Source organism: Cryobacterium lyxosi (assembly GCF_004403345.1).
Lineage (GTDB): Bacteria > Actinomycetota > Actinomycetes > Actinomycetales > Microbacteriaceae > Cryobacterium > Cryobacterium lyxosi.
The window spans coordinates 149,619-174,281 of the sequence record NZ_SOGT01000006.1 but is presented as its reverse complement, the minus strand read 5'-3'; the positions used below and the strand labels follow the sequence as shown (position 1 = coordinate 174,281).

The following is a 24,663-nucleotide window of genomic DNA, read 5'->3' as shown; positions in this document are numbered from 1 at the left end:
GGCTTCCGGGTCGAGCGAGAGCGACCATCTAGCGGTGGACATGTTCGAGACCGCGTGGCGAAAGGCCGACCTCAAGCGTGAGCTCACCCCACACGCCCACCACCAGAAGAACCCGGAATGATTCCGCACACAACCGAAAACACCCGCGCGAGCTCGCGTCATCGGGATCAATTTGCCCGAGAAAATCGCCAGAAATCAAACCAAGTGACTCAAAACAGCTTGACGTTGATACCGGAAACAGCCGTTCGGGGCATGACCCTCAACTTGGCTGTCGGCCCCGCGAAGGGTCTGTCTTTGCTTTCGGCTTGCCCGGCGGATGCCGGATTCGCTCCACGCAAGGTAGAGAATGAAGGTGTCGAAGTGGGTCGATAGAACGATCGAACAAAAATGTGAGCGCGCCGCTGGCGTAGATTTGGACTAGGAGACTTTCAGAGGATGGACCGACGTGGCGAAGGATAGCTTGACCGACGACCGCGACACTCTAGAGGTCGAGACCGTGGTGTTGGTCGCCGAGGACGGAACGCCCATCGGTACGGCCGACAAAGCGCTCGTGCATGACCTCGATACTCCCCTGCACCTTGCTTTTTCCTGCCATGTCTTCGATGAGCACGGGCGCATTTTGGTCACCAGACGGGCGCTGATAAAAAAGGCCTGGCCCGGCGTGTGGACAAACTCCTTCTGCGGTCACCCGGCACCCGGTGAAACCCTGGCGGATGCTGCCCTGCGCCGGGCGAGCCATGAACTCGGCATCGGGCTGACCGAACTCACCCTGGTCTTGCCCGATTTTCGGTACCGTGCAGTCGACGCGTCGGGAATCGTGGAAAACGAAATATGCCCGGTTTTCACGGCAGTCACGTACTCGACGGTTGAGCCCCGTGCCGACGAGGTCATGGAATGGCGGTGGGTGCCTCGCGACGACCTTGTGATGGCGGTGCGCACCACCCCCTGGGCGTTCAGCCCCTGGCTGACCCTGCAACTTCCCCTGCTCTTCCCGCACGACTAGTTCGGCCCGATCGAACTCGGTTGTTTCACCCGCGAGCGTCAGCCCGGGACGAAATTGGCCCTGTGAACGCTGCATCGGCATCCGGAGTTGCCCGCAATGTTGTGGTCAGTGCGCCGCTGCGCGCTCTAGCTCGAGATCATTTTGGTGACCATCGGCATCGGCTTGGCCGCCCACTGTTTTGCGCGAGTCGGGCGCGCCCGACTCTAACCGGTGTCAACAGCAGTTCGCGGCTACGCCGCCCATCATTCTGCCAGAGCCTGGCCTCGTTTCTCAGGGAGTCCGAAGGTGCCGAGCGCGGCAACCACGAAGAACCCCGCGAAAACTGCGAAAAGCAGCCCCGTCCCGCCGGCCTCGCGCAGTAGGGGCACGGCCAGTGGTGCAAGGATAGCCGCAATTCGGCCACTGCCGGCCGCCCACCCCGCGCCAGTGGCCCGAATGCGAGTGGGATAAACCTCCGGTGTCACCGCGTAAAGCGCTCCCCACGCTCCAAGGTTGAAGAACGAGAGCAACATGCCCGCTGCGATCACTTGGCTGGTATCCGTTGCGATGCCAAACAGGGCAGCCGAACTGGCGGAGCCGATCAGGAACACGGCGAGGGTGCTACGTCGGCCCCACCGTTCGATCAGATACGCCGATGCGGCATAGCCCGGAAGCTGCGCCACGGTGATGATCAACGTATACGCGAAGGAACGCACCAGCGAGAAGCCGGAGGCGACCAGCACGGTAGGCAACCAGATGAAAGCACCGTAATAGGAGAAGTTAACGCAGAACCAGACCAACCACAGGGCGGCCGTGCGGCCACGCAGGCTCGGCGACCACAGCGCGGCGAAGCTCCCTGTGGAATCTTTTCGTTTGACTCCGCCCTGAACGGCCGGGTCCGATTCTGGGGGTGGAACCGTTACTTTGGCTGAGAGTTCGAATCGGCAAACGGTCGACTCTGCCTTTACAAACCGCCCACGCGACTCGAGAAAACGAACCGACTCCGGAAGTCGCAGGCGCACGAACACGGCGTAGAGTGCCGGGGCCGCACCGACAGCCAAGGCCCAGCGCCATCCGTTCTCTGATGACGGCACGACGAGAAATCCGATCACGGCCGCTATGGTCCAGCCAATCGCCCAGAACGATTCCAGCAGCACGATGATGCGACCGCGAATCCGTGGCGGCGCGAACTCGCTAACGAGGGTCGAGGCGACCGGAAGCTCGGCTCCCAGGCCGAGCCCCACGAGAAATCGCCAGGCGATCAGCACGGCCACCGATCCGGAAAGAGCGGATGCTCCCGTCGCCACGCCGTAAACGAGGAGGGTTAGCGCAAATACCTGGCGGCGTCCGATGCGGTCGGCCAATAGTCCACCGAGAACGGCGCCCACTGCCATGCCGACGAAACCGGCGGACGCGATCCAGGATAATTCCATGCCGGTCGTGTTCCATTGCACCGCTAATTGGGCCAGCACGAAGGAGATGAGCCCTACATCCATGGCATCCAACGCCCAGCCCAAGCCGGAGCCGACCAGAAGACGTCGATGTTCCCGCGTAAACGGCAGGGCATCCAATCGGGCGGTACGCGTCAATCGTGCCGGGACGTTCACGGGCACTGCTCGATTGACATTTGCGGGAACTTCGGCCACACGGTTTCCACTTCACTTGGACCAGAACAATCAACCAATATTTTACGCGCGTGATTACCGTGGCACCGAGCCCCGGCGCGGCAGCCGAGAAACGGTTACTGTAGCTGCGGCGCCCGCGTCCGGCGGGACGATGACGACTTGCCTGGCCGGAATATCGCAGCCGGCCGTTCGCACCAGAAGTTCGGCCGTTGGATCGGTGCCGCGTTTGATGACCGCGAGCGCGACCGTACCTAATTCGAAATGCCGGGCGACCGAAGTCACCCGCCCGACGATCTGGTCCGCACCGTCTTTGTTCGGTGCCACAACTTCATCGCCGCGCGAGGGCCGCACACTGTGTTTATCAATACTGTGCGCACCTTCCGGGTAGAGCATCACGAGCCGGCGCGGGGGATGACCGATGTTGTGCACCTTGGCCACCGTCTGCTGGCCGCGATAACCGCCCTTGTTCAGGTGCACGGCTGTGCGCAACCAATCAAGTTCATGGGGAATCGTCTTTTCATCAACCTCCGAGGAAAAATGCGGCCGCCAGGCTGCTATGCGCAAGGCCTCGAGGGCGTCCAGTCCAGCGACAGGAATATCGGAGGCGACGATCCCCGCCAGGGCGCTTCGCGGCACCAATACCTCGCTGTAGGTCCAGCCCGCCGCCGGATGCCTGGTCGCCTTCGCGTACTGAAATCCACCCGGGCCAACGCTCATCCACCGGTCCCGCCAGACGACGGGAAGCCCATGAGGGGCCGTCACCGGAAGCGTCGGCTGGCCGAGGGTGCCGATGGTCGCGAATTCGATGGAACGATCCATCAGTTCTACCCGCAGCGCGAATTTCATGCTGCCCAACCATGTGAGCAGCCCTGCTACTTCGTTTCGCTCCAGCAGCAGCCACAGATCGGTTCCGTCATCAAACAGGCGCACCGCATAGTCGATCCGCCCGGTCATATTGAGTAGAAGGGTCTCCGAGGATTCGCCCGGCGCCAAACCGGCGACACTCTGGCTGGTCAATGAATTTATCCAGCTGAGGCGATCTGGACCGCTGATGGTAATCACGGCCCGGTGTGAGAGGTCCACGATCGCGGTTCCTGCAGCCAGTGCGCGCTGCTCGGCGAACGGGTCCCCATAGTGGGCGGCCACTCCGGAATCGACCGCCTGATCGGCACCGACCGCGCCGGGCCGGTTCAGAAATTCGTTGAACACGACCGGCGCGTTCCCGACGGAGATCTGCGGAGCGAGCATTCCCTGCGTTGAATTCATCTGTCTCCATTGGGCGCCATCAACTGCCCGATATTGTCGTGCCTGTTTAGTACATTCCGAGTTGGAGCCGAGCGGCTTCCGACATCCTGTCCTGGCCCCACGGTGGGTCCCAGACCAGTTCGATATCGATCTCGCCGACGCCCGGAACCGCCTGAATTGCGGTGCGGGCATCCTCTTTGAGCACATCGCCCATGCCGCAGCCCGGAGCGGTCATTGACATGTTGACTTCGATCCGGTGGGTGCCATCGGGCAGCGGCTCCGCCTGGCACAGATAGATCAGACCCAGATCGACAACATTGATCGGAATTTCCGGGTCGAACACGTTCTTGAGCGCATCGAGCACCTGGTCCAGGTCAAACGGCCCGTCATTCATGTTCACGGTTTCGGCGACCGGTCGGCTCAGACCGAGCGCGGCCGAGTCTTCGGCACTGATCCGAACGAGGTAGCCCATTGCGGTTTGGACGGTGACGCTCGCACCGAGGGTTTGCGTTATGACAACCTGCTCGCCGGCCTGAAGCAGCATCGGCTGCCCGCCCGGAATCACCGTCGCCTGGCAGCTGTGTTCGAGTTCGACGATCTTGTATTGGCCTGAGTCCATCGGCTACTTCTCCGTTCCGACGACACGGCTGCCGTCCGCGCGGTCGTCACCTTCCAGCGCATTGCGCAACGCCTGCCAAGCCAGGGAGGCGCACTTGACCCGGGTCGGGTACTCCCATACGCCAGAGAGCACCGCGAGCTTGCCCACCTCGGCCAATGCCGCTTCCCCCTCGGATTCGCTGGTGAGCATGGTGTGCACGCGAGCGAACAGCGTCAGGGCTTCCTCCTCTGCCAGACCCTTGACGGCCATGGTCATCAGCGAAGCGGATGCCTGGGAAATGGTGCATCCGCTCCCCGTGAAGGCAACGTCGGTGATGACACCGTCGGTGAGTTGAATGGCGAGAGTCAACTGATCGCCGCATAGCGGGTTAACGGCCTCGATCGAGCACGTCGCACGGTCGATTGTACGAAAATTCCGTGGCCGGCGGCCATGGTCGATGATCATTTCCTGGTATAGACCCGCGATTCCCGCACTGACCGAAGCGATCCCTGGGCCGGCCGTCATGGAGCGACCACAGTGGCGTCACTCCCGAACCGGGTGGCGACCACGCGTTCCAACTGGGCGCGCAGTGGATCCAACTCGATCCGGTCCACCATTTCGTGTACAAACGCGTAGATGAGCAGGCCCCTGGCCGCTTCCAGCGGGATGGCACGCGTCTGAAGGTAGAGCAGAGCCTCCTCATCCATTTGGCCCACCGCAGCACCGTGCGTGCACTTCACATCATCGGTATAGATTTCCAGCCGGGGCCTGGTGTCGACTTCGGCGCGGTCGGAGAGCAGTAAGTTCTTGTTCTTCTGGTTCGCATCGGTACCGTCAGCGCCATGACGAACCATAATGTGGCCGTTGAACACACCGTGTGCCCGGCCGTCCAACACTCCCTTATACAGCTGGTGGCTGGTGCAGTCTGTCGCGGCGTGATCGACGAAGATCGTGTTGTCGTGGAGTTGGTCGCCCTGGGGCAGGTAGACGCCGTCGAGGCTGACCTCGGCGCCGACGCCATCCAGTTGAACTCGCACCTCGTGCCGGGCGATGCTGGCGCCGAGCATGATGGAACGGGAAGAGAATCGGCTGCCCCGCCCTTGCCGCACGGACAGCAGCGCCACATGGAAAGCACTCGTCGGCTCGTTTTGCACCTTGTAGTGCTCAATGTGGGCGTCTTCGGCGAGGAGGAGTTCGGTGACGGCGTTGGTGCAATACACGTCGGAATCGACCCCGGCGTAGGTCTCGACGATCGTGGCACGAGAGTGCGAATCGGCGATTATCACCGAACGTGGACTGGATATCAGCGGGACTCCACCGGTGTCGGAGAAGTAGACCAGCTGAATCGGCTCGTCCACGGTGGTGCCACTGGGAAAATGAATGAATGCGCCATCCTCAGCCAGAGCGTCATTGAATGCTGCGAAGGCGTGACGCACTCCCGGTGCATGCGCGAAAAAGGGTTCGAGGCGGTCAGGCCCGGCTGCCAGCACCGCGGCCAGGGTCGTGACGACTGCACCGGCCGGCACCCCGGTCACTCGCGAGAATTCGGACGAGAAATGGCCGTTGACGAAGACCAACCGTGGACCACCGAGATCGACCGCTGCCTCGTCGATCATTTCTGCCGTCACCCGGCTGCCGGATGCCACGGTGGCGGCATCGAACGGTACGGCGAGGATCGGGGCCAACCCGGTGTATTTCCAGTCCTCATCCTTGTGGGTCGGGAAGCCGTGCTCACCCACCCACTGGAGGGCGGCTACCCGCGCCTCGGCGAGCCAGGCGGGATCACGCGCGCCGAGCCGAGGTTCGAAGCCAGCGAGCACTCCGCTGGCCGCGCTCAGAACGGTCATCGCAATATCCCGGCCGTGCTCAATCGATCTGCGTCAGCTTCCTGCGTACCGGTGTAGCCGTGCGCTTCGAGCTCGACGGCCAGGTCCTTGTCCCCGGAACGCACGATCCGGCCGGCGGTCATCACGTGCACCTGGTCGGGCACGATGTAGTCAAGAAGGCGCTGGTGGTGCGTGATGACGAGCATGCTGCGGCCTTCGCTCCGGAGGGCGTTCACCCCGCTGGCGACCACCCTCAGAGCGTCGATGTCTAAACCGGAGTCGGTCTCATCCAGAATCGCGAGTTTGGGTTCCAGGATCGCCATTTGCAGGATCTCGTTGCGTTTCTTTTCACCGCCGGAGAATCCTTCGTTGACCGAGCGATTCATGAAGGTCGGGTCCATCTCAACAAGCTTCATCTTCTCCTGAGCCAGCGCCAGAAAGTCCACCGGATCCAGTTCTTCTTCTCCACGCTGGCGGCGCAGGGAGTTCAAGGCGGTGCGCATGAAGTACATGTTTCCGACGCCGGGAATCTCGACCGGATGTTGGAAGGCCAGGAATACACCGGCGGCAGCGCGCTCTTCCGGTGACAAGGTCAGCAGGTCCTGACCTTCATACGCGACGCTGCCAGAGACCTGGTACCCCTCGCGGCCGATCAATACACTGGCCAAGGTGCTTTTCCCCGAACCGTTCGGGCCCATGATCGCGTGCACCTCACCCGGCTTCAGTTGCAGGTTCACCCCTCGCAATATTTCTTTGTCCTCGATACTGGCGTGCAGTTCTTCGATTTTCAGCATTAGCCAACGCTTCCTTCCAGGCTTACGGTTAACAGTTTTTGCGCCTCAACAGCGAATTCCATGGGCAGCATCTTGAAGACTTCACGGCAGAAACCGTTCACAATCATCGACACCGCCTCTTCTTCCGGGATACCCCTCTGCCGGCAGTACAGGAGTTGTTCCTCGCCGATTTTGGAGGTCGATGCCTCGTGCTCAACCTGCCCGGTCTGGTTCTTCACCTCGATGTACGGAAGCGTGTGTGCACCGCTGTCCTTGCCGATCAACAGCGAATCGCACTGGGTGAAGTTGCGGGCTCCGACGGCCGAATGTCGCATGTTCACCAGACCGCGGTAGGTGTTCTGCCCGTGACCGGCTGAAATAGCCTTCGAGATGATGGTGCTCTTGGTGTTCTTGCCGATGTGCACCATCTTGCTGCCGGTATCCGCTTGCTGACGTCTGGCCGTCAATGCCACCGAGTAGAACTCGCCGACCGAGTTGTCACCCTTAAGAACCACGCCGGGGTACTTCCAGGTGATCGAGGAGCCGGTTTCCACCTGGGTCCAGGAAATCTTTGCGTTGCGGCCGGAAGCCATGCCCCGTTTGGTGACGAAGTTGTACACGCCGCCCTTGCCGTCGGCATCTCCGGGATACCAGTTCTGCACCGTCGAGTACTTGATCTGGGCATCGTCCAGTGCCACCAGCTCAACCACGGCGGCGTGCAGCTGGTTCGTATCACGAACAGGCGCCGTGCAGCCCTCGAGGTAGCTGACATAAGCGCCCTCTTCGGCAATGATCAGGGTTCGCTCGAACTGGCCGGTGTCGGCGGCGTTGATGCGGAAGTAGGTGGACAGCTCCATCGGGCAGCGCACGCCCTTGGGGATGTAACAGAACGAACCGTCGGTGAACACCGCCGCGTTCAGGCAGGCGAAGAAGTTGTCGTTGTACGGAACCACGGAGCCGAGGTACTGACGCACCAGATCCGGATGCTCCTGAACGGCTTCCGAGAAGGAGCAGAAGATCACTCCAACCTCGGCCAACTTGTCTTTGAACGTCGTCGCAACCGAGACCGAATCGACGATCGCGTCGACCGCCACGCCACTGAGACGCTCCTGCTCACCGAGCGAAATGCCGAGCTTGTCAAACATCTCCCGCAGCTCCGGGTCGACCTCGTCCATGCTCTCCACGCGTTTTTTCGGCTTGGGAGCGGCGTAGTAAATGATGTCCTGGTAGTCGACCGGCCCATAGGTGACGTGCTGCCAGGTCGGTGCCGTGAGCGTGGTCCAGTGCCGGTAGGCACGGAGCCGCCATTCCAACAGCCAATCCGGCTCATTTTTCTTGCTCGAAATCAGTCGGATGATGTCTTCGTTCAGCCCGCGGGGTGCGACGTCAGTTTCGAGATCGGTCACAAATCCATACTGATATTCTTGGTTCGCTAATTCGCGGACCTCGTCAGAGATACCAGTCGAGGTTGTGGGTGCACTCATTTCGTCTCCATGTCAGTTGTTGTTGGCTGCGAGCAGCCCGATCGTTTCGGTCAGCGACGCTGTGAGGGAAGTGCCGCGATCAGCGGGTGATCCTTGGCGTATGGGCCGACCTTGGCCGCTCCACCCGGGGAGCCGATGTCGTCGAAGAACTCAACGTTGGCCTTGTAATAGTCGGCCCACTGCTCCGGCACGTCATCTTCGTAGAAGATCGCCTCGACCGGGCAGACTGGTTCACAGGCTCCGCAGTCGATGCACTCATCGGGGTGGATGTAGAGCGCCCGGTCACCCTCATAAATGCAATCGACGGGGCATTCATCAATACAGGCCCTGTCCTTGACGTCCACGCAGGGCAAGGCGATGACGTAGGTCACAGTGCCTCCACCCCGAACACCGCGGGGACCTGGTCGAGAGCGTTGAGCAACACGGTGATCTCGGCCGCCGTGTTGTAGGCCGCGAAGGTCACTCGCGTGGTCGCGGCCACGTCCAGACGCTGGTGCAATGGCCAGGCGCAGTGGTGGCCGACTCGCACCGCGACTCCGGCATCGTCGAGGATTTGGCCAACGTCGTGCGCGTGCACGCCGTCGACCACGAAAGACACCACACCGGTACGGTCCGCACCATCGGCCGGTCCGATGACACGGATCCAGGGGCGTTGGGCCAGGCCGGCCAGCAGGACTTCGGTGAGGGCCTGCTCATGGGCGCTCACCCGCGGCATCCCCAACCGGGTCAGGTAATCACAGGCCGCAGCCAGGCCGACGGCCTGCGCGGCCACCGGGACACCCGCCTCAAAACGTTGCGGCGGTGCGGCGTAGGTTGAGCCCTCCATGTGCACGGTGTGGATCATCGAGCCTCCGGTGAGAAAGGGGGGCATGGCTTCCAGGAGGCCAGAGCGGCCCCAGAGCACGCCGACCCCGAGGGGGCCGAACATCTTGTGGCCACTGAAGGCCAGAAAATCGACGTCGAGATCGACGACGTCGATCCCCAGGTGCGGCACCGACTGGCTGGCGTCGAGCACGGTCAGAGCCCCGACCTTCCGGGCCCGAGCCACAATGGCCGAAACCGGATTGATGGTACCCAAAACGTTGGACACGTGCGTGAAGGCGACCACCTTGGTACGGTCGCTGATGACCGTCTCCAGATCGTTCAGGTTTAAGCGACCGTCATCGGTGACACCGATCCACCGCAGGGTAGCGCCGCTGCGCCGGGCAAGTTCCTGCCAGGGAATGAGATTGGCATGATGCTCCATCTCGGTGATCACGATCTCGTCGCCCACGCCGAGCTTGAAGCGCGCCGCGACATCCGCTTCGACGCCGTCCATGGCCCCGGCAGCGGCCGCGTTGCTGAACGAATACGCCACGAGATTCAGGGCTTCGGTAGCGTTCTTGGTGAACACCACCTCGTTAGTTTGTGCGCCGATGAACCGTGCAACGGTCGCGCGCGCCGATTCAAATGCTTCGGTGGCTTCCTCGGCCAGCTGATGAGCACCACGGTGAACCGCGGAGTTGTGTTGCTCATAGAAGGTGCGTTCGGCATCGAGTACCTGGTGCGGTTTGTGTGACGTGGCCCCGGAGTCGAGGTACACCAATGGTTTTCCGCCACGCACGAGACGCGAGAGAATCGGGAAATCGCTACGGATGGCGGCCGACTCCTCGATGCTGAATGCCGCGTTCGCGCCGACGTCAGAATTGGTGGCCTCGGGGCGGGTGATCGGATGCACTCCCGTGATTAGTCCTGCACTGGTACTCATGCATTTGTCCCGTCGTTACAATTGTTCGTGTCGGAGCTGGTAGTCGTGGCCAGAGCGTCAAGGGGGATGAACGTCGCGCAGCTGTGTGCGCCCCCAGCCAGAGTCGTGCGTCGTTGAACCGGAACTCCGAGCAGCCGGGAGAATGCCTCGGTCTCAGCCTCGCAGAACTCCGGAAACTCGGCCGCGACATGCAGAACGGGGCAGTGCCCCTGACACAGCTGCACACCATTCGCTGGCAGGTCAGCTCCGACCGGCCGGATCGTCGCCGCAAAACCTTCATCGCTCAGTACCGACGCCAGCGCCTCTGCACGGGCACGGACATCTCCGTCGGTCGAGGGCAGTTGTGCGGCGTAGCCTCGCTCGAGTTGTGCGCTGCGTTCACGGGCGAACTCGCCAACGGCATCCGCTCCGGCGCGTTCGGCGAGAAAGCGTAACGCCGAGGTCGCCACATCGGCGTAGTCAGCCCCCAGACCGGCATGACCGGACGCGGAGAGGACATAGGCGCGGGCCGGCCGGCCGCGGCCACCTGACGTAGCGGGCACGTGTTCTTCGACGGCCCCTTCCTCGGCGAGCTGGTCGAGGTGGCGGCGAACGGCGGCGGGCGTCAGTCCCAAGCGCGCGGCCAGATCGGCTGCGGTCAGTGGGCCATCCTCGGCGAGCATCTGCCGCACGCGGTCCCAGGTGCGTTCCTCCAGACCATTCGCTCCAGGGTTCGACCCGTCTGTGCCAGCGGTTCCACGACGGTGAGCTATTAACATGACATAAGCATGTCCTAATTCAGCTCGGCTGGCAAGTCAACGCGCCGGTCCACGGTCTGGCAGCAACTAGAGTCGAGCAGGCGGTTGGGTCATTACCCTCGAATCAAAGGAGAACGCGTGCTTTTTCGCCAACTGGAATATTTTGTCGCTGTCGCACGGGAACGACACTTCGCGCACGCCTCTGCGGCCTGTCACGTTTCCCAGCCCGCCCTTTCCGCGGGAATCAGCAAGCTGGAGCAGGAGCTCAATGTCTCACTGATCAACCGTGGTCATGCTTTTGAGGGGTTGACCCCGGAGGGCGAACTGTTGGTGATGTGGGCCAAACGGATTGTGGCGGAGCGTGACGCGCTCAAGGCGGAGGTTCACGCTCTCAAATCCGGCGTGACCGGTGTACTGCGTCTTGGCGTCGTGCCCAGCGCATCGACAACGGTCGCGCTACCGGTTGCGGCGTTCTGTGCCGCGCATCCGCTGGTCAAGGTACAGATCAAGTCGGGCCTGTCGTCGACCGAAATCGCACGCCGATTGCATGACTTCGAGTTGGATGCTGGCGTGACGTACGTTGACGCTAGCGACGACCCGGGGCTCGATGTCGTGCCCCTCTACGAGGAGCGCTACGTGCTGATTGCCTCTGAAATGCTCATACCGGACATTTCCACCTCCATGTCGTGGGTGCAGGCATCCCGATTACCACTTGCCGTGCTTACGACGAAAATGCGCAGCAGACAAGTGATCGACGCAGCGTTCGAACGGAACCATGTGCAGCTGGTGCCTCAGGTAGAGACGGACTCGATCGCGTCCCTCCACGCCCATATGAGGACAGGCCGGTGGGCCAGCATTGTCCCGCACACCTGGGTGCAAACCATCACCCCTCCGGCGCGGACACGGATCGTACCGCTGGTCGATCCCGTCGCAACGGCTCGCGTTGTCGTGGCGATCAGTGCGGCCTCGCCCGGTTCGGTTATTGCCCGTGCCTTCGCGGCAGTCGCCGCGAAACTCTCGCTCGGCGAATTGTTCGACCAGAGGCTAGGCGAGCTCTTCAACCAAGAGCTTTCAGCTGGCTTTTCCGCTACGACCGCGCCGACGGCGCCGACGCTTCGATAGCCGCCAGTTATCGGCCGGTCGATTTCTGGTCTTGGACAGGCCAGCAAAGTGAGTCAGACACTGGGTACAGCGCATCAGCCGGGCGGGCACCTGCCAAACCGGCGTCACAGAAAGAGGCCACATGGCCAAGATTCTTCTCGTCCTCTACCCAGATTCCGTCACCGGGTACCCCCCGAAGTACGCACGCGACAGCATCCCTGTACTTGATAGCTACCCAGATGGTCAGACACTGCCGAGCCCTTCCGTCATCGACTTCACCCCGGGTGCACTCCTGGGATCGGTTTCCGGCGAACTCGGTCTGCGCAGGTTCCTGGAAGCTGCCGGACACGAATTGGTGGTCACCTCGGACAAGGACGGTCCGAATTCGGTATTCGAACGCGAGCTCGCGAGCGCTGACATCGTGATTTCCCAACCATTCTGGCCCGCCTATTTGACCGCAGAAAGGATCGCGAAGGCGCCAAAATTGAAGCTCGCGATCACGGCCGGCATCGGTTCGGATCACGTTGATCTCGACGCAGCAATCAGCCACGGTATCACCGTGGTCGAAGAGACCTATAGCAACAGCATCAGTGTCGCCGAGCACGCTGTCATGCAAGTCCTCGCTCTCGTTCGCAACTACCTTCCCTCGCACGAATGGGTCGTCAATGGTGGCTGGAACATAGCCGACAGCGTCGAGCGCGCCTATGACCTCGAAGGCATGAACGTCGGTGTCATCGCCGCCGGCCGCATCGGTCGTGCCGTTCTGCGCCGACTCGCACCCTTTGATGTTCGCCTGCACTACACCGACAAGAACAGGCTGTCCCCCGAAATCGAGCGCGAACTTGGGCTGACCTTCCACCCGGATGCGGCCTCGCTCGTGAGGGCCGTCGACGTTGTATCGATCCATGCACCGCTGCATCCGGAGACGTATCACCTCTTCGACGATGCCCTGATCTCGTCAATGAAACGAGGCTCCTACATCGTGAACACGGCCCGAGCCGAGATCACCGACCGTGACGCGATCGTTCGCGCGTTGGAGTCCGGGCAACTCGCTGGATATGCCGGCGACGTCTGGTATCCGCAGCCGCCAGCGGCCGACCACCCCTGGCGCACGATGCCGCACAACGGCATGACCCCCCACGTGTCCGGGTCGACTCTGTCCGCTCAGGCTCGCTACGCCGCAGGTACCCGGGAGATTCTCGAAGACTGGTTCGCCGATCGACCTATTCGGGAGGAATATCTCATCGTCGACGGCGGTCAACTTGCTGGCGTTGGTGCTGCCTCCTACACGGCCGGCGGTGAGTCGAGCCCCGGCAGTGGCGGTAAGTAAGACAGCGAGAGCACCGATGTAGTCCTGGGGAAGGCCGCGGTGACTGCCCTGTCGCTGGCGGCCTTCTTACGTCCGCAACATCACGCCGCGCCACGTCACCCAGCCGGACCAGGCAGCCCCGGCTGCCCCAACGTCGCAACTATAACAAGGAAGTTATCAATGAGCTGGCTCGATCGAGAACGTACCATTGCTCGTCCTGGATTCAACCGGTGGTTGATCCCGCCAGCGGCCCCCGCTGTGCACCTGAGCACCTGTGCATTGGCTAGGTGTATGCATCCAGCGTATACAAGACCGCTTCAGTGGAGCATTTTGACGCCAGCCTGAACCCAAATCGGCGTGATTTTCTCCATCGCCATAGTTATGCTCGGACTGTCGGCCGCCTTCATGGGCACCTGGGTCGACACGAACGGTCCGCGCAAGGCAATGTTCGTGGCGGCATTCTTCTGGTCTGGCGGGTTCATGATCGGATCTGTGGGCATTTTCAGCCACCGACTGTGGCTCGTGTACCTCGGTTACGGCTTTATCGGGGGGATTGGCCTCGGTGTCGGTTACATTTCTCCCGTTTCGACGCTGGTAAAATAGTTCCCTGATCGGCCGGGCCTCGCCACGGGCATGGCCATCATGGGATTCGGCGGTGGCGCCCTCATCGCCAGCCCGGTCTCCACGGCCTTACTCGCCTGGTACGATCCCACTTCCAGTGCCGTCGGCTGGGTCGCCAGCGGTGACGCCGTGGGCAAGCTTTTCCTCAGTCTCGCCGTCATTTACCTGGCCTACATGATGTTCGGCGCCTTCACGATCAAGGTACCGGCTGCTACCTGGAAACCTGCGGGGTTCGACCCCTCCGTGCTCACAAGGAAGGCATTGGTCACCACCCATCAGGTGTCGGCGTCGAACGCGATCAAGTCCAGGCAGTTCTGGCTGGTCTGGATTGTGCTCTTCTGCAACGTCACGGCCGGGATTGGGATTTTGGAACGGGCCGCACCGATGATCCAGGACTTCTTCCGCCAGAACGATGGAGTGTCCCTCGTATCGGCCGCCGTTGCCAGCGGTTTCGTTGGCCTGCTTTCCATCGCCAAAATGGGTGGCCGGTTCGTCTGGTCGGCAGCATCGGATTTAACCGGACGCAAGAACATCTACGTGGTCTATCTGGGAATCGGGACCGCACTGTATGTGCTGCTGGCGCTGCTGGGCTCCAGTACGACGGCACTGTATGTCGTTCTGGGGTTGATCATCATTTCTTTCTACGGTGGTGGGTTCTCGGCAGCCCCCGCGTATCTGCGCGATTTGTTCGGCACGTTCCAGGTCGGTGCCATCCACGGACACCTTCTGACAGCCTGGTCTGCGGCCGCTATCGCGGGCCCGCTGATCGTCAATTCCTTCCTGGACACCCAGGGCACGCCAGGCGAGCTCACTGCCGCCGCCTATCGACCGGGACTGTTGACCATGGTGGGGTTGTTGGTCGTCGGCTTTATCGCCAACCTGCTGGTGCGGCCCGTCGATCCCAAATTCCACGAATCCGACGCGCATCGAACACCGGTTCACGAACTCGTTCAGGAGGCCTGACATGAAGCAGGCACGACTTGCGCTCGGCTGGATCATCGTCGCGATTCCGCTGCTCTACGGCGTTTACCAAGCCCTCACCAAAGTTGCGGCGCTCTTTGGCTAGCGCCACCGGGCCGACCGAGTATTCCACCGCAGAAACGCCGGTTTTACCGGTGGGCGGCGAGCAACTCGCGGGTGAACGGATGCTGCGGCGCCGCAAAGAGATCGACCGCCGGCCCCTGCTCCACAACAACGCCCTCCTTCATCACGAGGATCTCGTGGCTCAGTGCCCGAACCACGGCGAGGTCGTGCGAGATGAACACCATGGCGAGTCCGGTGAATTCCTGGAGAGAGGCCAGCAGCGCGAGCACCTGGGATTGAACCTGCGCGTCGAGCGCCGAGACCGGCTCGTCGCACACCAGGATGCTCGGCCGCCGGGCGAGCGCCCTGGCGATCGCCACGCGCTGCCGCTGCCCGCCGGAGAGTTCGTGCGCGCGCCGGCCAAGCAGCCCGGTCGCCAGCGCCACCTGCGCGAGCAATTCCACCGCCCGAGCCGTGCGCCACCGGCGCGAAATCCCGTCGAGAGCGATAGCCTCCGACAGAATCTGCAGCACCGTCGCCCGCGGGTCGAAGGCGCTCAGCGAGTCCTGGTGAATGATCTGGAGACGTCCCCGCCGGGCCCGGCGCTGGGATTCCGGCAGGCCGCTCCAGGGCTCGCCGTGCAGCAGCACCGAACCGTGGTCGGGCGGCTGCGTGCCCAGCAGTATCCGTGCCACGGTGCTCTTTCCCGAGCCTGACTCGCCCACGATGCCCACGGTGTGGCCGGCTCGCAGTTCGAACGAGACCCCGTCGACGGCCGTCAGCGTTCCGTATGCCTTGGCGAGGTCGTGTGCGGCGATCACCACGGGGCCCGGCTTCGGTGCCGTGGCCGTGCCCAGCGCGGCAGCGGCCAGCAACTGACGAGTATACGGATGCTGCGGCGCGGCAAACAGCGCGTCCGCGGCCTGCACTTCCACGAATCGGCCGTCCTTCATGACCGCCACCTGGTCGGCCAGCTGGCAGATGATCGACAGGTCATGGCTGATCAGCAACAGGGCGAGGCCAGATGCCTTCAGCTCACGCAGCAGTTGCACGACCTGCGCCTGCACCGTCGCGTCGAGAGCTGTCGTGGGTTCGTCGGCGATCAGCAGCGACGGCGATGCCGCCAGTGCCGCGGCGATAAGCGCGCGCTGGCGCAGCCCGCCGGAGAGCTCGTGCGGGTACTGCCGGGCGCGCCGGGCCGGATCGGGCATGGCAACCTGCCGGAGCAGCTGCAGCACGCGGCGAGAACGGTCGACACGGCCGAGCTGCGGTTCGTGCACCTCGAGCGGTTCGGCCACCTCGGCGCCCACTCGGCGCAGCGGGTCGAGAGAGACCAGAGCGTCCTGGCTCACGAGCCCGACCCGCGCCCCGCGGAGGCCCCGCCATCCTTGAGGGGAGAGGGCTCGGGCGTCGACGCCGGCCACCGTCAGTTCGTCGGCGGTGACCCCGGTGCCGGCGAGCCCGATCAGGCTACGCGCGGTCAGGGTCTTACCGGCACCGGACTCCCCCATGATGCCGAGGCACTGCCCAGCCTCGATGCGAAACGACACCCCATCGACCACGGCGGCCCCGCCCGGCACGACGACGCGCAGGTTGCGCACACTCACGACGCTCATCGTTGCCGCCCCGCCGCGCTGGCTTGCAGATGCCGTCCGAGAACGCTCGTCGAGACCACGGTCGCGGTGATCACGAGTCCAGGGAACACAGCGATCCACCAGGCTGTAGCGAGAAAGTTGCGTCCCTCGGAGAGAATGAGCCCCCACTCCGGTGTGGGCGGCTTCGGTCCGAGGCCGAGAAAACTGAGGCCGGCGGCGGCCGTGATGGCCGTGCCGATTCCCATTGTGGCCATCACGAGCAACGGCCCGAGCGTGTTCGGCACCACGTGCCGCAGCACGGTGACCGCCGGCGATACCCCGAGTGTGCGGGCGGCCTCCACGTAGCCGGCCCGCTTCACCACCAGGGTCTGTACCCGGGCAACGCGGGCATACGACGGAATCACCGCGATGGCGACCGCGATCAGCAGACTCGCCTCCCCCGGCCCGATGATCGCTATCACAATCAGCGCTAGCAGAAACTCCGGAAACGCCATCACGATCTCGATCGCCCGGCTCAATACACCGTCGCCGACCCGGCGCATCAGCCCGGCCAGAGAGCCGATCACCAGGCCCGCCAGGAGGGCAATCAGGGTAGCCCCGAAGCCGATCGCGAGCGAGTAGCGCGAGCCATAGATGACACGTGCGAACACGTCGCGGCCGGCCTGGTCGGTTCCAAACGGATGCCCAGGGCCGGGCGCCAGCAGAGCAACGCCGATGTCCGTGCGCAAGGGATCAGCCCCGGTGAACAACCGAGGAAACAATGCGGACAGCAAGAGGAGCAGTAGGAAGCCGGCGGCCACCCAGAGGGCCGGTGTGGGCATCCGGGTCACGCGTCGGGTGCGGGCGGTTCGGGAGCGCGCGGCGGCGAGAATGCTCACGCGTAGGCCTGCTCGGTCGCCAGGCGCGGGTCGAGACGGTCGGCCACGACGTCGACCAGCAGGTTGACCAACGAGAACGACACTGCGGCGAGCACAATAATGCCCAGCACCACAGGCACATCCCGATTGACGATGGCGTTCAGGGCCACGCGTCCGAGTCCGGGACGGGCGAAGACGGTCTCTACCAGCACCGAACCGCCGAGCAAGGAACCGACGATGTAACCCGTGAGGGTGACGCTGCTCGCTGCGGCGTGGCGCAGGGTATGCCGCAGCACGAGGCGGGTCTGGCCCGCTCCACGGGCGCGCACAGTCTCGACGAAGGGCAGAGCGGCCGCGTCGTCGAGGCCCTGGCGCAACACCTGGCTGAGAATGCCGGCCACTGGAATGGCGAGGGTCACGGCGGGCAGCACGAGCGCGCCGAACCCGGCGGTGGCGACCACGGGGAACCAACCCAGTCCAAAGCCGAAAACACCAATCAGCACCAGGCCGATCCAAAACGTGGGCGAGGACACCGCCACGAGCTCGAGCAAGCCAGCCACCGGGCCGGTGCGCCTGCCGCGGCCGAGCAGCGCCGACCCGAACGCGAGCAGCACGGCGAACGAGATGGCGAGGCCCATCAGTTGCATCGTCGGCGCGAGTTGCTGGCCGATCACCGCGGCGACGGGTTGCTGCATGCGATACGACGTGCCGAAGTCACCCTGCAGCAGGCGGCCGAGGTAGTGGAAATACTGCAGGAGAAGCGGGTCGACGAGGCCCCAGTCTGCTCGGATCTGGTCGCGCACTCGCTGCGACACGTTGCCGAGCCCCACGAGCACGTTCACCGGGTCGCCGGGGATCAACCGCAGCGAGAAGAAGCCCACGGTGGCGGCGCCCCACACCACGAGGATCATGCCGCCGATCCGGCCGGCCAGGCGAGCGCCCGGTCGGCCGGATCGACGCGCACGGCCCTCGCGGTGCGCGGTCACGGCGCGGTCGTGAGGGACGCCTCGTAGAAGAGCGGCTGCCCGTACAGATCGAAGCTCAGGTTCTCGATGGTCTTGCTGTAGGCGGTGATGGCGGTGGGTACCGTGATCGGCACCATGACCACATGGGTCGCGTTCCACTGCTGCAGCTGCTGGTAGAGCGCTTCGCGTTCGGTCGGATCGCTCGTGGCGATGGCGTCGTCGAGCAGCTGGTCGGCGACCGGGTCGGCCGTAGACGAGCCGTTCTTATAGCCGCCGCTGTGCAGGTGGGCTCGCAGGACGTCGGCGTCGACGCTGGGGAAACTCCAGTCGGACAGGTCATAGTCGCGTGCGTCGAAGGCCTCGTAGTATTGGGCGATCTCGCGGTTGTCGCGCACGATTTCGAACCCGATGTCGCGCAGGTCAGACTGCACCACGTCGCCGAGGCTTGCGTTGGCGTCGGAGACCGGGGTGTAGGCGAGCCACTGGGCGCTCAGTCGGGCTCCACCTTTGGTGCGGTAGCCCTCGGAGTCGCGCTCGGTCCAGCCGGACGCATCAAGCAGCGCATTGGCCTGGTCTGGGTCGAACGCCCAGCTGTCTTCGAGGCTCGGGTCGTAGGAGTTGGGCGTGGCCGGGGAGAGGATGCTCCAGGCACGCTCCGCTTGTCCCTGGTAGATGGTCTCGACGGCCGGACCGATGTCGACCCCGAGCGCGAAAGCACGGCGCACGTTCTCGTCGGCGAAGACGCCGTGCGCCTCGTTCAGGAACAGGGTGTACGGCAGGCCAGGCATCGTCACGTTCTGGATGGAGAAGTCGTCGCCGATCTGGCTGACTGTGTTCGGAGTGATGTCGCTGGCGATCTGCGCCTGGCCGCTCGTGAGGGCGCCCGTGCGCACCGAGGATTCGGGAAGGATGCGGAACTCGAGCGTGTCGATGGCGGGCGCGCCCTGATGGGAGCTGCCCTCCGGCGCCCAGTCGTAGTTTTCATTTGCGGTGAAGACGATGCTCTGGTCTGGCGTATATTCGCTCAGCACGTAAGGTCCGGTTCCCACCGAAATGCCCGGTCCACCGGCCGAAAGCTGCGCCGCGTTGTCCCGCAGAGTGGCCGGCGAGTAGAAGCCAAGCTTGGCGGTGCTCACCGCCTGCAGGAATGGCGCGTATGGCTGGCTGAAGTTCACCCGGACGGTGAATTCGTCGATGACCTCGGTGCCAGCGTAGAAGCCGCCGGTTTCGGCGTACCCGATCAGACTGGCAGCATCCGCTGACGCCGTCTCTGGGGCGACGATGTGCTCGAAATTAGCCTTAACGGCCTCGGCGTTGAAGGGTTCGCCGTCGTGGAACGTGACATCGCCCCGCAGATCGAACGTGTAGTGCAGGCCGTCGTCCGAGATCTGCCAGGACGTGGCGAGCCATGGCACGAACGAGCCGTCGGCTTTCTCATAGACGAGGGAGTCGAAGGAGTTGCGCATCACGAGGGCGGTGGCCTGGAACGCCGACGAGTGGATGTCCATCTTGCCGCCGCTGAGCGTGCCGCCGTTGATGGCGTAGGTCAGCGTGTTCGCGTTGGCGGGGGCATTCGGGAAGGTGGCAGCGCATCCGGAAACCAGAGCGATGGCGGCAATGACTGCGGCGGCGGCGCGAAGCCGGGATGTTGAATGTGCGCGAGTGCGCATAGGTGGGGTCTCTTCTCAGATACTGGTCGAACGGTGACGCATGTTGACTCCGCCTAGCAGTGGGCTATTAACATGACGTAAGCATGTCCTAATTTAACAGCGAGAGCAAATGACCGTCACCAACTATCTACCGAATCTCGGTCAGGTAGGTGGTGTAACCGGCCCCGCGCAAGGCGGCACGGATCGGTTCGGCGCCAGCGGACCCAGCCACGGCGATCATCGCGCCGCCTCCGCCTCCGCCGGTCAGCTTGGCACCGAGGGCACCGGCCCGGCGAGCGATGGCGACCATCTGCTCGAGCTCGGGACTCGAGACTTGCAGGGCATTGAGCAGGCCCTGGTTGATGTTCATCAGCTCGCCCAGTTCGACAGTGTCGCCCCGGCGCAGGGCGTCGGCCCCCTCCCCGACCAGGGAGTCGATCTGATCGAAGATCGCATCGTAGCGCGCGGGGCGCTGCTGCCACGCCGCGCGCACGGCGGCCACGGTGTGCGAGGTCAGGGCGTGCATACCGGTGAGACCGATCACGATCGGGATCGGATTCGGTGTGACAATGTCGCGGATTTCGTGACCACTCGGAGCATCCGTTTTTTTAAAAAGAATCGGCCGGCCGAACGTGGCAACGGTGTTGTCGATGCCGGACGGTGTGCCGTGCACGATCTTTTCGCACTCAAATGCCAGACTCGACACTTGCTCGTCGCTGAGCCGAATGGAGAAGCACTCGGCGGTCGCCCGGATGAGAGCGACGGCGAACGCGGCCGACGCCCCTAAACCGCTCGCTCGCGGCAGCTCAGAAAACACGTCGACCCGCACGCCGGATTGCGGCAAACCCAGACGTGCGGCGATCAACGTGGCGACCCGGTGTGAGACGTCGGCGCTGATCGGTTCCTGCACCGAACCATCCGCGTCCCAGTCGGTGATGATCGGCGCCTGCCCAGGCGTACCGCGCCCGACCTCGGCGCGCACCGTGAGGCCGATGGGCGCCGCGATGGCCCGCCGACCGTACACCACGGAGTGTTCCCCGAGCAGGATGATCTTGCCGTAACCGACGTGCCCGCCCGCACCCTGCGGTGCACGCGTGGGGGGCATGGCTGTGACTACGGCGGCGGGGGCGCTGGCGGCCAGCGGCGGGGCTTCAAGGTCTGCCAGAATTTGCCGCGCCTTCCACACCTTGATCTCGCCGCCGACGACGAGCTGCTCCACAACCTCATCGAAGCGCGCCGGGCTGGTGCCGGCGGCCACCGCGACCGCCCGGGCGTGCAAGCGCATGTGCCCGTGTTGGATTCCCGTGGTGGAGAGCGCTTTGAGCGCGGCCAGGTTTTGGGCCAGCCCCGCCGCCGCCATGACCTCGGCCAGTTCGCGCGCCGACCCGATTCTCAGGATGCTGTGGGCGATTCGCACGGCCGGGTTTGATTCCACCTGCCCGCCGACCGTGCCCACCTTGAGCGGCATCGTCAGCTCGCCGACCAGGTCACCAGCCGAGTTCGCCCGCCAGGTCGACAACGGCGCGTAGTGCTCACCGCGAGCGGCATAGGCGTGGGCGGCCGCTTCGATGGCTCGCCAGTCGTTGCCGGTCGCGATCGCGACGGCGTCGATGCCGTTCATGATGCCTTTGTTGTGGGTGGTAGCCCGGTAGGGATCCAGCTCGGCGAATTCGGCAGCCAGAATGATACCGTCACGAACGCGGTCACCGGAATACTCCCCGGTGGCCAGCGCTGCCTGCGGGATGACCGCGCGAGCACGCACGAGGGCACGATCAGTCAGGTTCGAGAGAATGCGCAGGAACACCCGCCCCGTGCTGATTTGCTCGACCAGGGGCGCAATGCTCTCGCACATTGAGTTGACGAGATTCGCCCCCATCGCATCGCGGGTGTCGACCAGCAGGTGCACGACCAGCAGCTCACCGTTCTGCGCCGTCGCTCCCCGCAAATACACCTCGACACCGCGCGCGCCACCGCCGCGGGCGACCATCTTCGCGTGGCCGCTGTTGGCGAGCCGCAGAATTTGTTCCGTCTGCGCGAGCAGAGCTAGACGCGCCAACGCCGGGTCGGCGACGTCAACGACCTGCACCTGGCCGATTAGTAGCGGCTCATCGGCCGTGCTGGTAAAACCGCCGTTTTGGCGCACCAGAAGTGCGGTGGAACTGACCGCCGCCACGATGGACGGTTCCTCCACCACCATGGGAATCAGGTAGTCGCGACCGTTGATCTGAAAATTGAGCCCGAGCCCCATTGGCAGGGAAAACACGCCGATCACGTTTTCGGTCAGTCGGTCAGCGGTTTCGGCGTCGAGCAGCCCGGTACCCGGCTGCAACATGGCATAGTCGGCATCGTTCAACATGCCGCGTTTGTGTAACAAATCCAGTCGTTTCTGCACCGACAGCTGATAGAACTTCGCGATGCGGAAGCCGGTCATGACCGGGCCCCTGGCGCGCCGAATTCCAACGGCACAACGGACGCCCCGGCGTCGGCCAGCGCACTTTCGAGGCGTTCGGCGGGCGCGCCGCTCGCGCTGAAGGCGAGCCCGACGTCGCCGCCGCCGGCGCCGGAGGTCTTGAACACGCCGCCAGCACGCTCGGCCACCGCGCGTAGCTCAAGGTGGCGCTCGGTCACGATGCCGGCCTGGGCGTGGGCGTCGAGCAGGGCCAGCGCCGTGAAGTAGTCATCGACCAGGCGCAGAAAACCGTCGCGGTCGGCGAGCGCTGAGTGCGCCGAGTGGGCGAGGCGGATCAGGCGCGCCAGGTCCTGGTCGTGCTGCGCCGGATTCTGCACGGCAAAATCGTTGACCCGACCGACCAGATCGGTCGTCGCCGAGCCAGCACCGGTAACCACGGCCACAAGGCTGAGGTCGCTGGGCCACTGCATCTGCACGGGCGGAGTCTCAACGGTGTAGGAGAGCAGACCGCCGTACACGCTCGCGGCGACATCCCCGCCGCTGCCCGTGCCGTGTTGCGCGGCCCGATGGGCCGAATGAGCCAGAGTGAACAGCGCCTCCCGATCGAGGTGAAGCCCGGAGGCCTCTGCCAGGGCCGCAGTGAGCGCGCTGGCCACCGCGGCGCTTGATCCGAGCCCCAATTTATGGCCATCGCGCACGAATGACGAGCTGTCCATGCTGATCTCAAACGGGCCAGAGCCGGCTGTACCCGCCCGCACCGCCGCACGCACCGCGTCGAACAGGCGCAGGGTCGAACGGGTATGCGCGTCGAGGGTGGCGGGAAGGCGACCTTCCTCATCGAGGTCGAGATGCTGGATGCCCACGCTGGGGGCGTGCAGCCGCCACGACCCGGCAGGTGTGACGGTAACGGTCACCCGACGATCAACGGCTGCCAGCAGCGCCGGCGCCCCGTGCAAGACGGCATACTCCCCAAGCAGAAACAATTTTCCGGGTGCCGACGACGAAAAGGATGCCACGTCAGTCCAACCGGAAGGCGCTCGGGCCGAGAGCACTCGGGCGTATCTCGTGCACTCCGGCAACGTTCGACAGCGCCTCCTGAACAAATGGCACATCGCCGGGTAGGCAGAGCACCTTCAGCTGCGGCCCGGCGTCGATGGTGAAGTAGGCCGGCACGCCGGACGCGCGCAGATCCCGAACGGCGTGCATCGCCGCGACCGTCGCGGCGTTCCAATAGATCAGCGCCGGCCGGGTGGTCAGCATCAGGGCGTGCAGCTTGAGGCAGTTGTACTCAGTGAGTTCGCCCAGCCGCACGAAGTCGCGGGCGGCGATCGCGGCCCGCATATCAGCGAGATCACCGGGGGCCGTCGCCAGCCAGGCCGGGTAGAACGGTGAACTGGCAGCGCTAGCCCCCATTCCGACGGTGGAGGTGATCGTTTTCGCACCCAACTCGGTAATGACGACAACCACGGCGAGCGGCCAGTCCGCGCCGCTCAGCAGCTGCACGGCGTAGGAATCCGAGCCGTCAGCGGCGCTGCCGGCGTGCATCTGGGCGTAGCCGCCGAAGATGGAACGGGCGGCCGAACCGGAGCCGTGCCTGGCCAGAATCGACAGTTGCCGGTCGGTGAGCGTGAGCCCGGCAGCGCCACTGGCAGCGACGGCGAGGGCGGCGAAACCAGATGCCGACGAGGCCAGCCCGGCTCCGGTCGGAAAATTGTTCGCGGACTCCACGACGGCGAACAGGTGCGTTCCTCGGGCCTGACGCACCAGATCGAGAACGCGGGCGACCTTCGTGGCCTCCTGCCGGCATCCGCTCAGCCAGAATTCATCGGCAGCGAGACCCGAACGAAAGGTCACCCGGGTATCGGTGAAGAGGGCATCGAGGGTGACGGAAATCGATCCGACGGCGGGGGTATTGAGAACGACATCGTTCTTGCCCCAATATTTGACCAACGCGATATTGCTATGTGCGCGGGCGCGCGCCGTAGCGCCGGCCTCGAGGGTCTGTGACACAGGGCTGCTCCGATCGGTTCTGCCCCTATTTTAGCCGGGAGCCCCGACGGCATCCGGCCGAACCAGCCCGCGCCGGACTACTCGCAGCTTCACCGACTAAAATGTC

At 64.0% G+C, this 24,663-nt stretch carries 21 protein-coding genes and 1 pseudogene; 5 read left to right on the top strand and 17 right to left on the bottom strand.

The genetic code is table 11. The features are described from left to right. The first annotated feature begins 445 nt into the window (after nucleotides 1-445). Nucleotides 446-1,003, top strand: a complete 558-nt coding sequence (gene idi, locus E3T27_RS05705; protein WP_241992143.1) for an isopentenyl-diphosphate Delta-isomerase — start codon at nucleotides 446-448, stop codon at nucleotides 1,001-1,003. Nucleotides 1,004-1,245: 242 nt separating this feature from the next. On the opposite strand, the gene E3T27_RS05700 is transcribed toward idi, so the two are convergent. The 10 genes from E3T27_RS05700 to E3T27_RS05655 all read right to left on the bottom strand — a co-directional run bounded on the left by E3T27_RS05700 (nucleotide 1,246) and on the right by E3T27_RS05655 (nucleotide 11,038). Beyond that, nucleotides 1,246-2,589, bottom strand: coding sequence for an MFS transporter (locus tag E3T27_RS05700; protein WP_241992142.1), 1,344 nt, complete (start codon nucleotides 2,587-2,589; stop codon nucleotides 1,246-1,248). Between the two features lie 93 nt (nucleotides 2,590-2,682). Beyond that, on the bottom strand, nucleotides 2,683-3,855 hold the full coding sequence (ygfZ, locus tag E3T27_RS05695; RefSeq protein ID WP_134571966.1) for a CAF17-like 4Fe-4S cluster assembly/insertion protein YgfZ: 1,173 nt from the start codon (nucleotides 3,853-3,855) through the stop codon (nucleotides 2,683-2,685). Nucleotides 3,856-3,919: 64 nt separating this feature from the next. After that, nucleotides 3,920-4,471, bottom strand: coding sequence for a putative Fe-S cluster assembly protein SufT (gene sufT, locus E3T27_RS05690; RefSeq protein ID WP_134571875.1), 552 nt, complete (start codon nucleotides 4,469-4,471; stop codon nucleotides 3,920-3,922). A 3-nt stretch (nucleotides 4,472-4,474) separates the two neighbouring features. Next, nucleotides 4,475-4,975 carry a Fe-S cluster assembly sulfur transfer protein SufU gene (gene sufU, locus E3T27_RS05685; protein ID WP_105036181.1) on the bottom strand — a complete coding sequence of 167 codons (501 nt, stop codon included), beginning with the start codon at nucleotides 4,973-4,975 and terminating at the stop codon, nucleotides 4,475-4,477. Beyond that, nucleotides 4,972-6,297, bottom strand: a complete 1,326-nt coding sequence (gene sufD / locus E3T27_RS05680) for a Fe-S cluster assembly protein SufD (RefSeq protein WP_198416491.1) — start codon at nucleotides 6,295-6,297, stop codon at nucleotides 4,972-4,974. Before sufD ends, sufU begins: the two co-directional genes overlap by 4 nt. Beyond that, nucleotides 6,294-7,070, bottom strand: coding sequence for a Fe-S cluster assembly ATPase SufC (sufC, locus tag E3T27_RS05675; RefSeq protein ID WP_134571874.1), 777 nt, complete (start codon nucleotides 7,068-7,070; stop codon nucleotides 6,294-6,296). Before sufC ends, sufD begins: the two co-directional genes overlap by 4 nt. Beyond that, nucleotides 7,070-8,533 (bottom strand): Fe-S cluster assembly protein SufB, encoded by a 1,464-nt coding sequence (sufB, locus tag E3T27_RS05670; RefSeq protein WP_134571873.1) that lies wholly within the window; start codon nucleotides 8,531-8,533, stop codon nucleotides 7,070-7,072. The genes sufC and sufB overlap by 1 nt, the downstream gene beginning before the upstream one ends. A gap of 50 nt (nucleotides 8,534-8,583) precedes the next feature. Beyond that, a complete protein-coding gene (gene fdxA, locus E3T27_RS05665; RefSeq protein WP_092341486.1) occupies nucleotides 8,584-8,904 on the bottom strand; it encodes a ferredoxin in 321 nt (106 codons plus the stop codon). After that, entirely contained in the window at nucleotides 8,901-10,280 is a 1,380-nt protein-coding gene (locus E3T27_RS05660) for a SufS family cysteine desulfurase (RefSeq protein WP_134571872.1), read from the bottom strand. The genes fdxA and E3T27_RS05660 overlap by 4 nt, the downstream gene beginning before the upstream one ends. Continuing rightward, nucleotides 10,277-11,038, bottom strand: a complete 762-nt coding sequence (locus E3T27_RS05655; protein ID WP_134571871.1) for a helix-turn-helix transcriptional regulator — start codon at nucleotides 11,036-11,038, stop codon at nucleotides 10,277-10,279. Before E3T27_RS05655 ends, E3T27_RS05660 begins: the two co-directional genes overlap by 4 nt. Nucleotides 11,039-11,155: 117 nt before the next feature. Between E3T27_RS05655 and E3T27_RS05650 the strand changes: the two genes are divergently transcribed. From E3T27_RS05650 to E3T27_RS17305, 4 genes and pseudogenes are all read left to right on the top strand, one after another. Continuing rightward, nucleotides 11,156-12,139, top strand: coding sequence for a LysR family transcriptional regulator (locus E3T27_RS05650; RefSeq protein WP_134571870.1), 984 nt, complete (start codon nucleotides 11,156-11,158; stop codon nucleotides 12,137-12,139). A gap of 121 nt (nucleotides 12,140-12,260) precedes the next feature. Further along, complete coding sequence (locus E3T27_RS05645; protein ID WP_134571869.1) at nucleotides 12,261-13,448, top strand: NAD-dependent formate dehydrogenase; 1,188 nt, start codon at nucleotides 12,261-12,263, stop codon at nucleotides 13,446-13,448. A gap of 159 nt (nucleotides 13,449-13,607) precedes the next feature. Next, nucleotides 13,608-15,011 (top strand): annotated as a pseudogene (locus E3T27_RS05640) (OFA family MFS transporter). A 1-nt stretch (nucleotide 15,012) separates the two neighbouring features. Next, nucleotides 15,013-15,114 carry an MFS transporter small subunit gene (locus E3T27_RS17305; protein ID WP_420898041.1) on the top strand — a complete coding sequence of 34 codons (102 nt, stop codon included), beginning with the start codon at nucleotides 15,013-15,015 and terminating at the stop codon, nucleotides 15,112-15,114. 43 nt (nucleotides 15,115-15,157) lie between these two features. On the opposite strand, the gene E3T27_RS05635 is transcribed toward E3T27_RS17305, so the two are convergent. The 7 genes from E3T27_RS05635 to mvaD form a co-directional block, all read right to left on the bottom strand. Further along, nucleotides 15,158-16,687, bottom strand: coding sequence for a dipeptide ABC transporter ATP-binding protein (locus E3T27_RS05635; protein ID WP_134571868.1), 1,530 nt, complete (start codon nucleotides 16,685-16,687; stop codon nucleotides 15,158-15,160). Beyond that, a complete protein-coding gene (locus E3T27_RS05630) occupies nucleotides 16,684-17,544 on the bottom strand; it encodes an ABC transporter permease (protein ID WP_241992141.1) in 861 nt (286 codons plus the stop codon). Before E3T27_RS05630 ends, E3T27_RS05635 begins: the two co-directional genes overlap by 4 nt. Then, nucleotides 17,541-18,509, bottom strand: coding sequence for an ABC transporter permease (locus E3T27_RS05625; RefSeq protein WP_241992140.1), 969 nt, complete (start codon nucleotides 18,507-18,509; stop codon nucleotides 17,541-17,543). The genes E3T27_RS05630 and E3T27_RS05625 overlap by 4 nt, the downstream gene beginning before the upstream one ends. Then, entirely contained in the window at nucleotides 18,506-20,158 is a 1,653-nt protein-coding gene (locus E3T27_RS05620; RefSeq protein WP_134571867.1) for an ABC transporter substrate-binding protein, read from the bottom strand. The genes E3T27_RS05625 and E3T27_RS05620 overlap by 4 nt, the downstream gene beginning before the upstream one ends. A 127-nt stretch (nucleotides 20,159-20,285) precedes the next feature. Further along, nucleotides 20,286-22,568 (bottom strand): hydroxymethylglutaryl-CoA reductase, degradative, encoded by a 2,283-nt coding sequence (locus E3T27_RS05615; RefSeq protein ID WP_134571866.1) that lies wholly within the window; start codon nucleotides 22,566-22,568, stop codon nucleotides 20,286-20,288. Further along, a complete protein-coding gene (locus E3T27_RS05610) occupies nucleotides 22,565-23,563 on the bottom strand; it encodes a mevalonate kinase family protein (RefSeq protein ID WP_166786110.1) in 999 nt (332 codons plus the stop codon). Before E3T27_RS05610 ends, E3T27_RS05615 begins: the two co-directional genes overlap by 4 nt. A gap of 1 nt (nucleotide 23,564) precedes the next feature. Continuing rightward, on the bottom strand, nucleotides 23,565-24,557 hold the full coding sequence (mvaD, locus tag E3T27_RS05605) for a diphosphomevalonate decarboxylase (RefSeq protein ID WP_134571864.1): 993 nt from the start codon (nucleotides 24,555-24,557) through the stop codon (nucleotides 23,565-23,567). Nucleotides 24,558-24,663: the final 106 nt, after the last annotated feature.

Excerpts from the sequence above, each read along its gene's own strand:
- sufD (WP_198416491.1), bottom strand. The coding sequence starts at position 6,297 with ATGACCGTTCTGAGCGCGGCCAGCGGAGTGCTCGCTGGCTTCGAACCT.
- sufU (WP_105036181.1), bottom strand. The coding sequence starts at position 4,975 with ATGACGGCCGGCCCAGGGATCGCTTCGGTCAGTGCGGGAATCGCGGGT.
- sufT (WP_134571875.1), bottom strand. The coding sequence starts at position 4,471 with ATGGACTCAGGCCAATACAAGATCGTCGAACTCGAACACAGCTGCCAG.
- E3T27_RS05635 (WP_134571868.1), bottom strand. The coding sequence starts at position 16,687 with ATGAGCGTCGTGAGTGTGCGCAACCTGCGCGTCGTCGTGCCGGGCGGG.
- sufB (WP_134571873.1), bottom strand. The coding sequence starts at position 8,533 with ATGAGTGCACCCACAACCTCGACTGGTATCTCTGACGAGGTCCGCGAA.
- sufC (WP_134571874.1), bottom strand. The coding sequence starts at position 7,070 with ATGCTGAAAATCGAAGAACTGCACGCCAGTATCGAGGACAAAGAAATA.
- E3T27_RS05655 (WP_134571871.1), bottom strand. The coding sequence starts at position 11,038 with ATGTTAATAGCTCACCGTCGTGGAACCGCTGGCACAGACGGGTCGAAC.
- E3T27_RS17305 (WP_420898041.1), top strand. The coding sequence starts at position 15,013 with ATGAAGCAGGCACGACTTGCGCTCGGCTGGATCATCGTCGCGATTCCG.
- ygfZ (WP_134571966.1), bottom strand. The coding sequence starts at position 3,855 with ATGCTCGCTCCGCAGATCTCCGTCGGGAACGCGCCGGTCGTGTTCAAC.
- E3T27_RS05645 (WP_134571869.1), top strand. The coding sequence starts at position 12,261 with ATGGCCAAGATTCTTCTCGTCCTCTACCCAGATTCCGTCACCGGGTAC.
- E3T27_RS05615 (WP_134571866.1), bottom strand. The coding sequence starts at position 22,568 with ATGACCGGCTTCCGCATCGCGAAGTTCTATCAGCTGTCGGTGCAGAAA.
- E3T27_RS05660 (WP_134571872.1), bottom strand. The coding sequence starts at position 10,280 with ATGAGTACCAGTGCAGGACTAATCACGGGAGTGCATCCGATCACCCGC.
- E3T27_RS05620 (WP_134571867.1), bottom strand. The coding sequence starts at position 20,158 with ATGCGCACTCGCGCACATTCAACATCCCGGCTTCGCGCCGCCGCCGCA.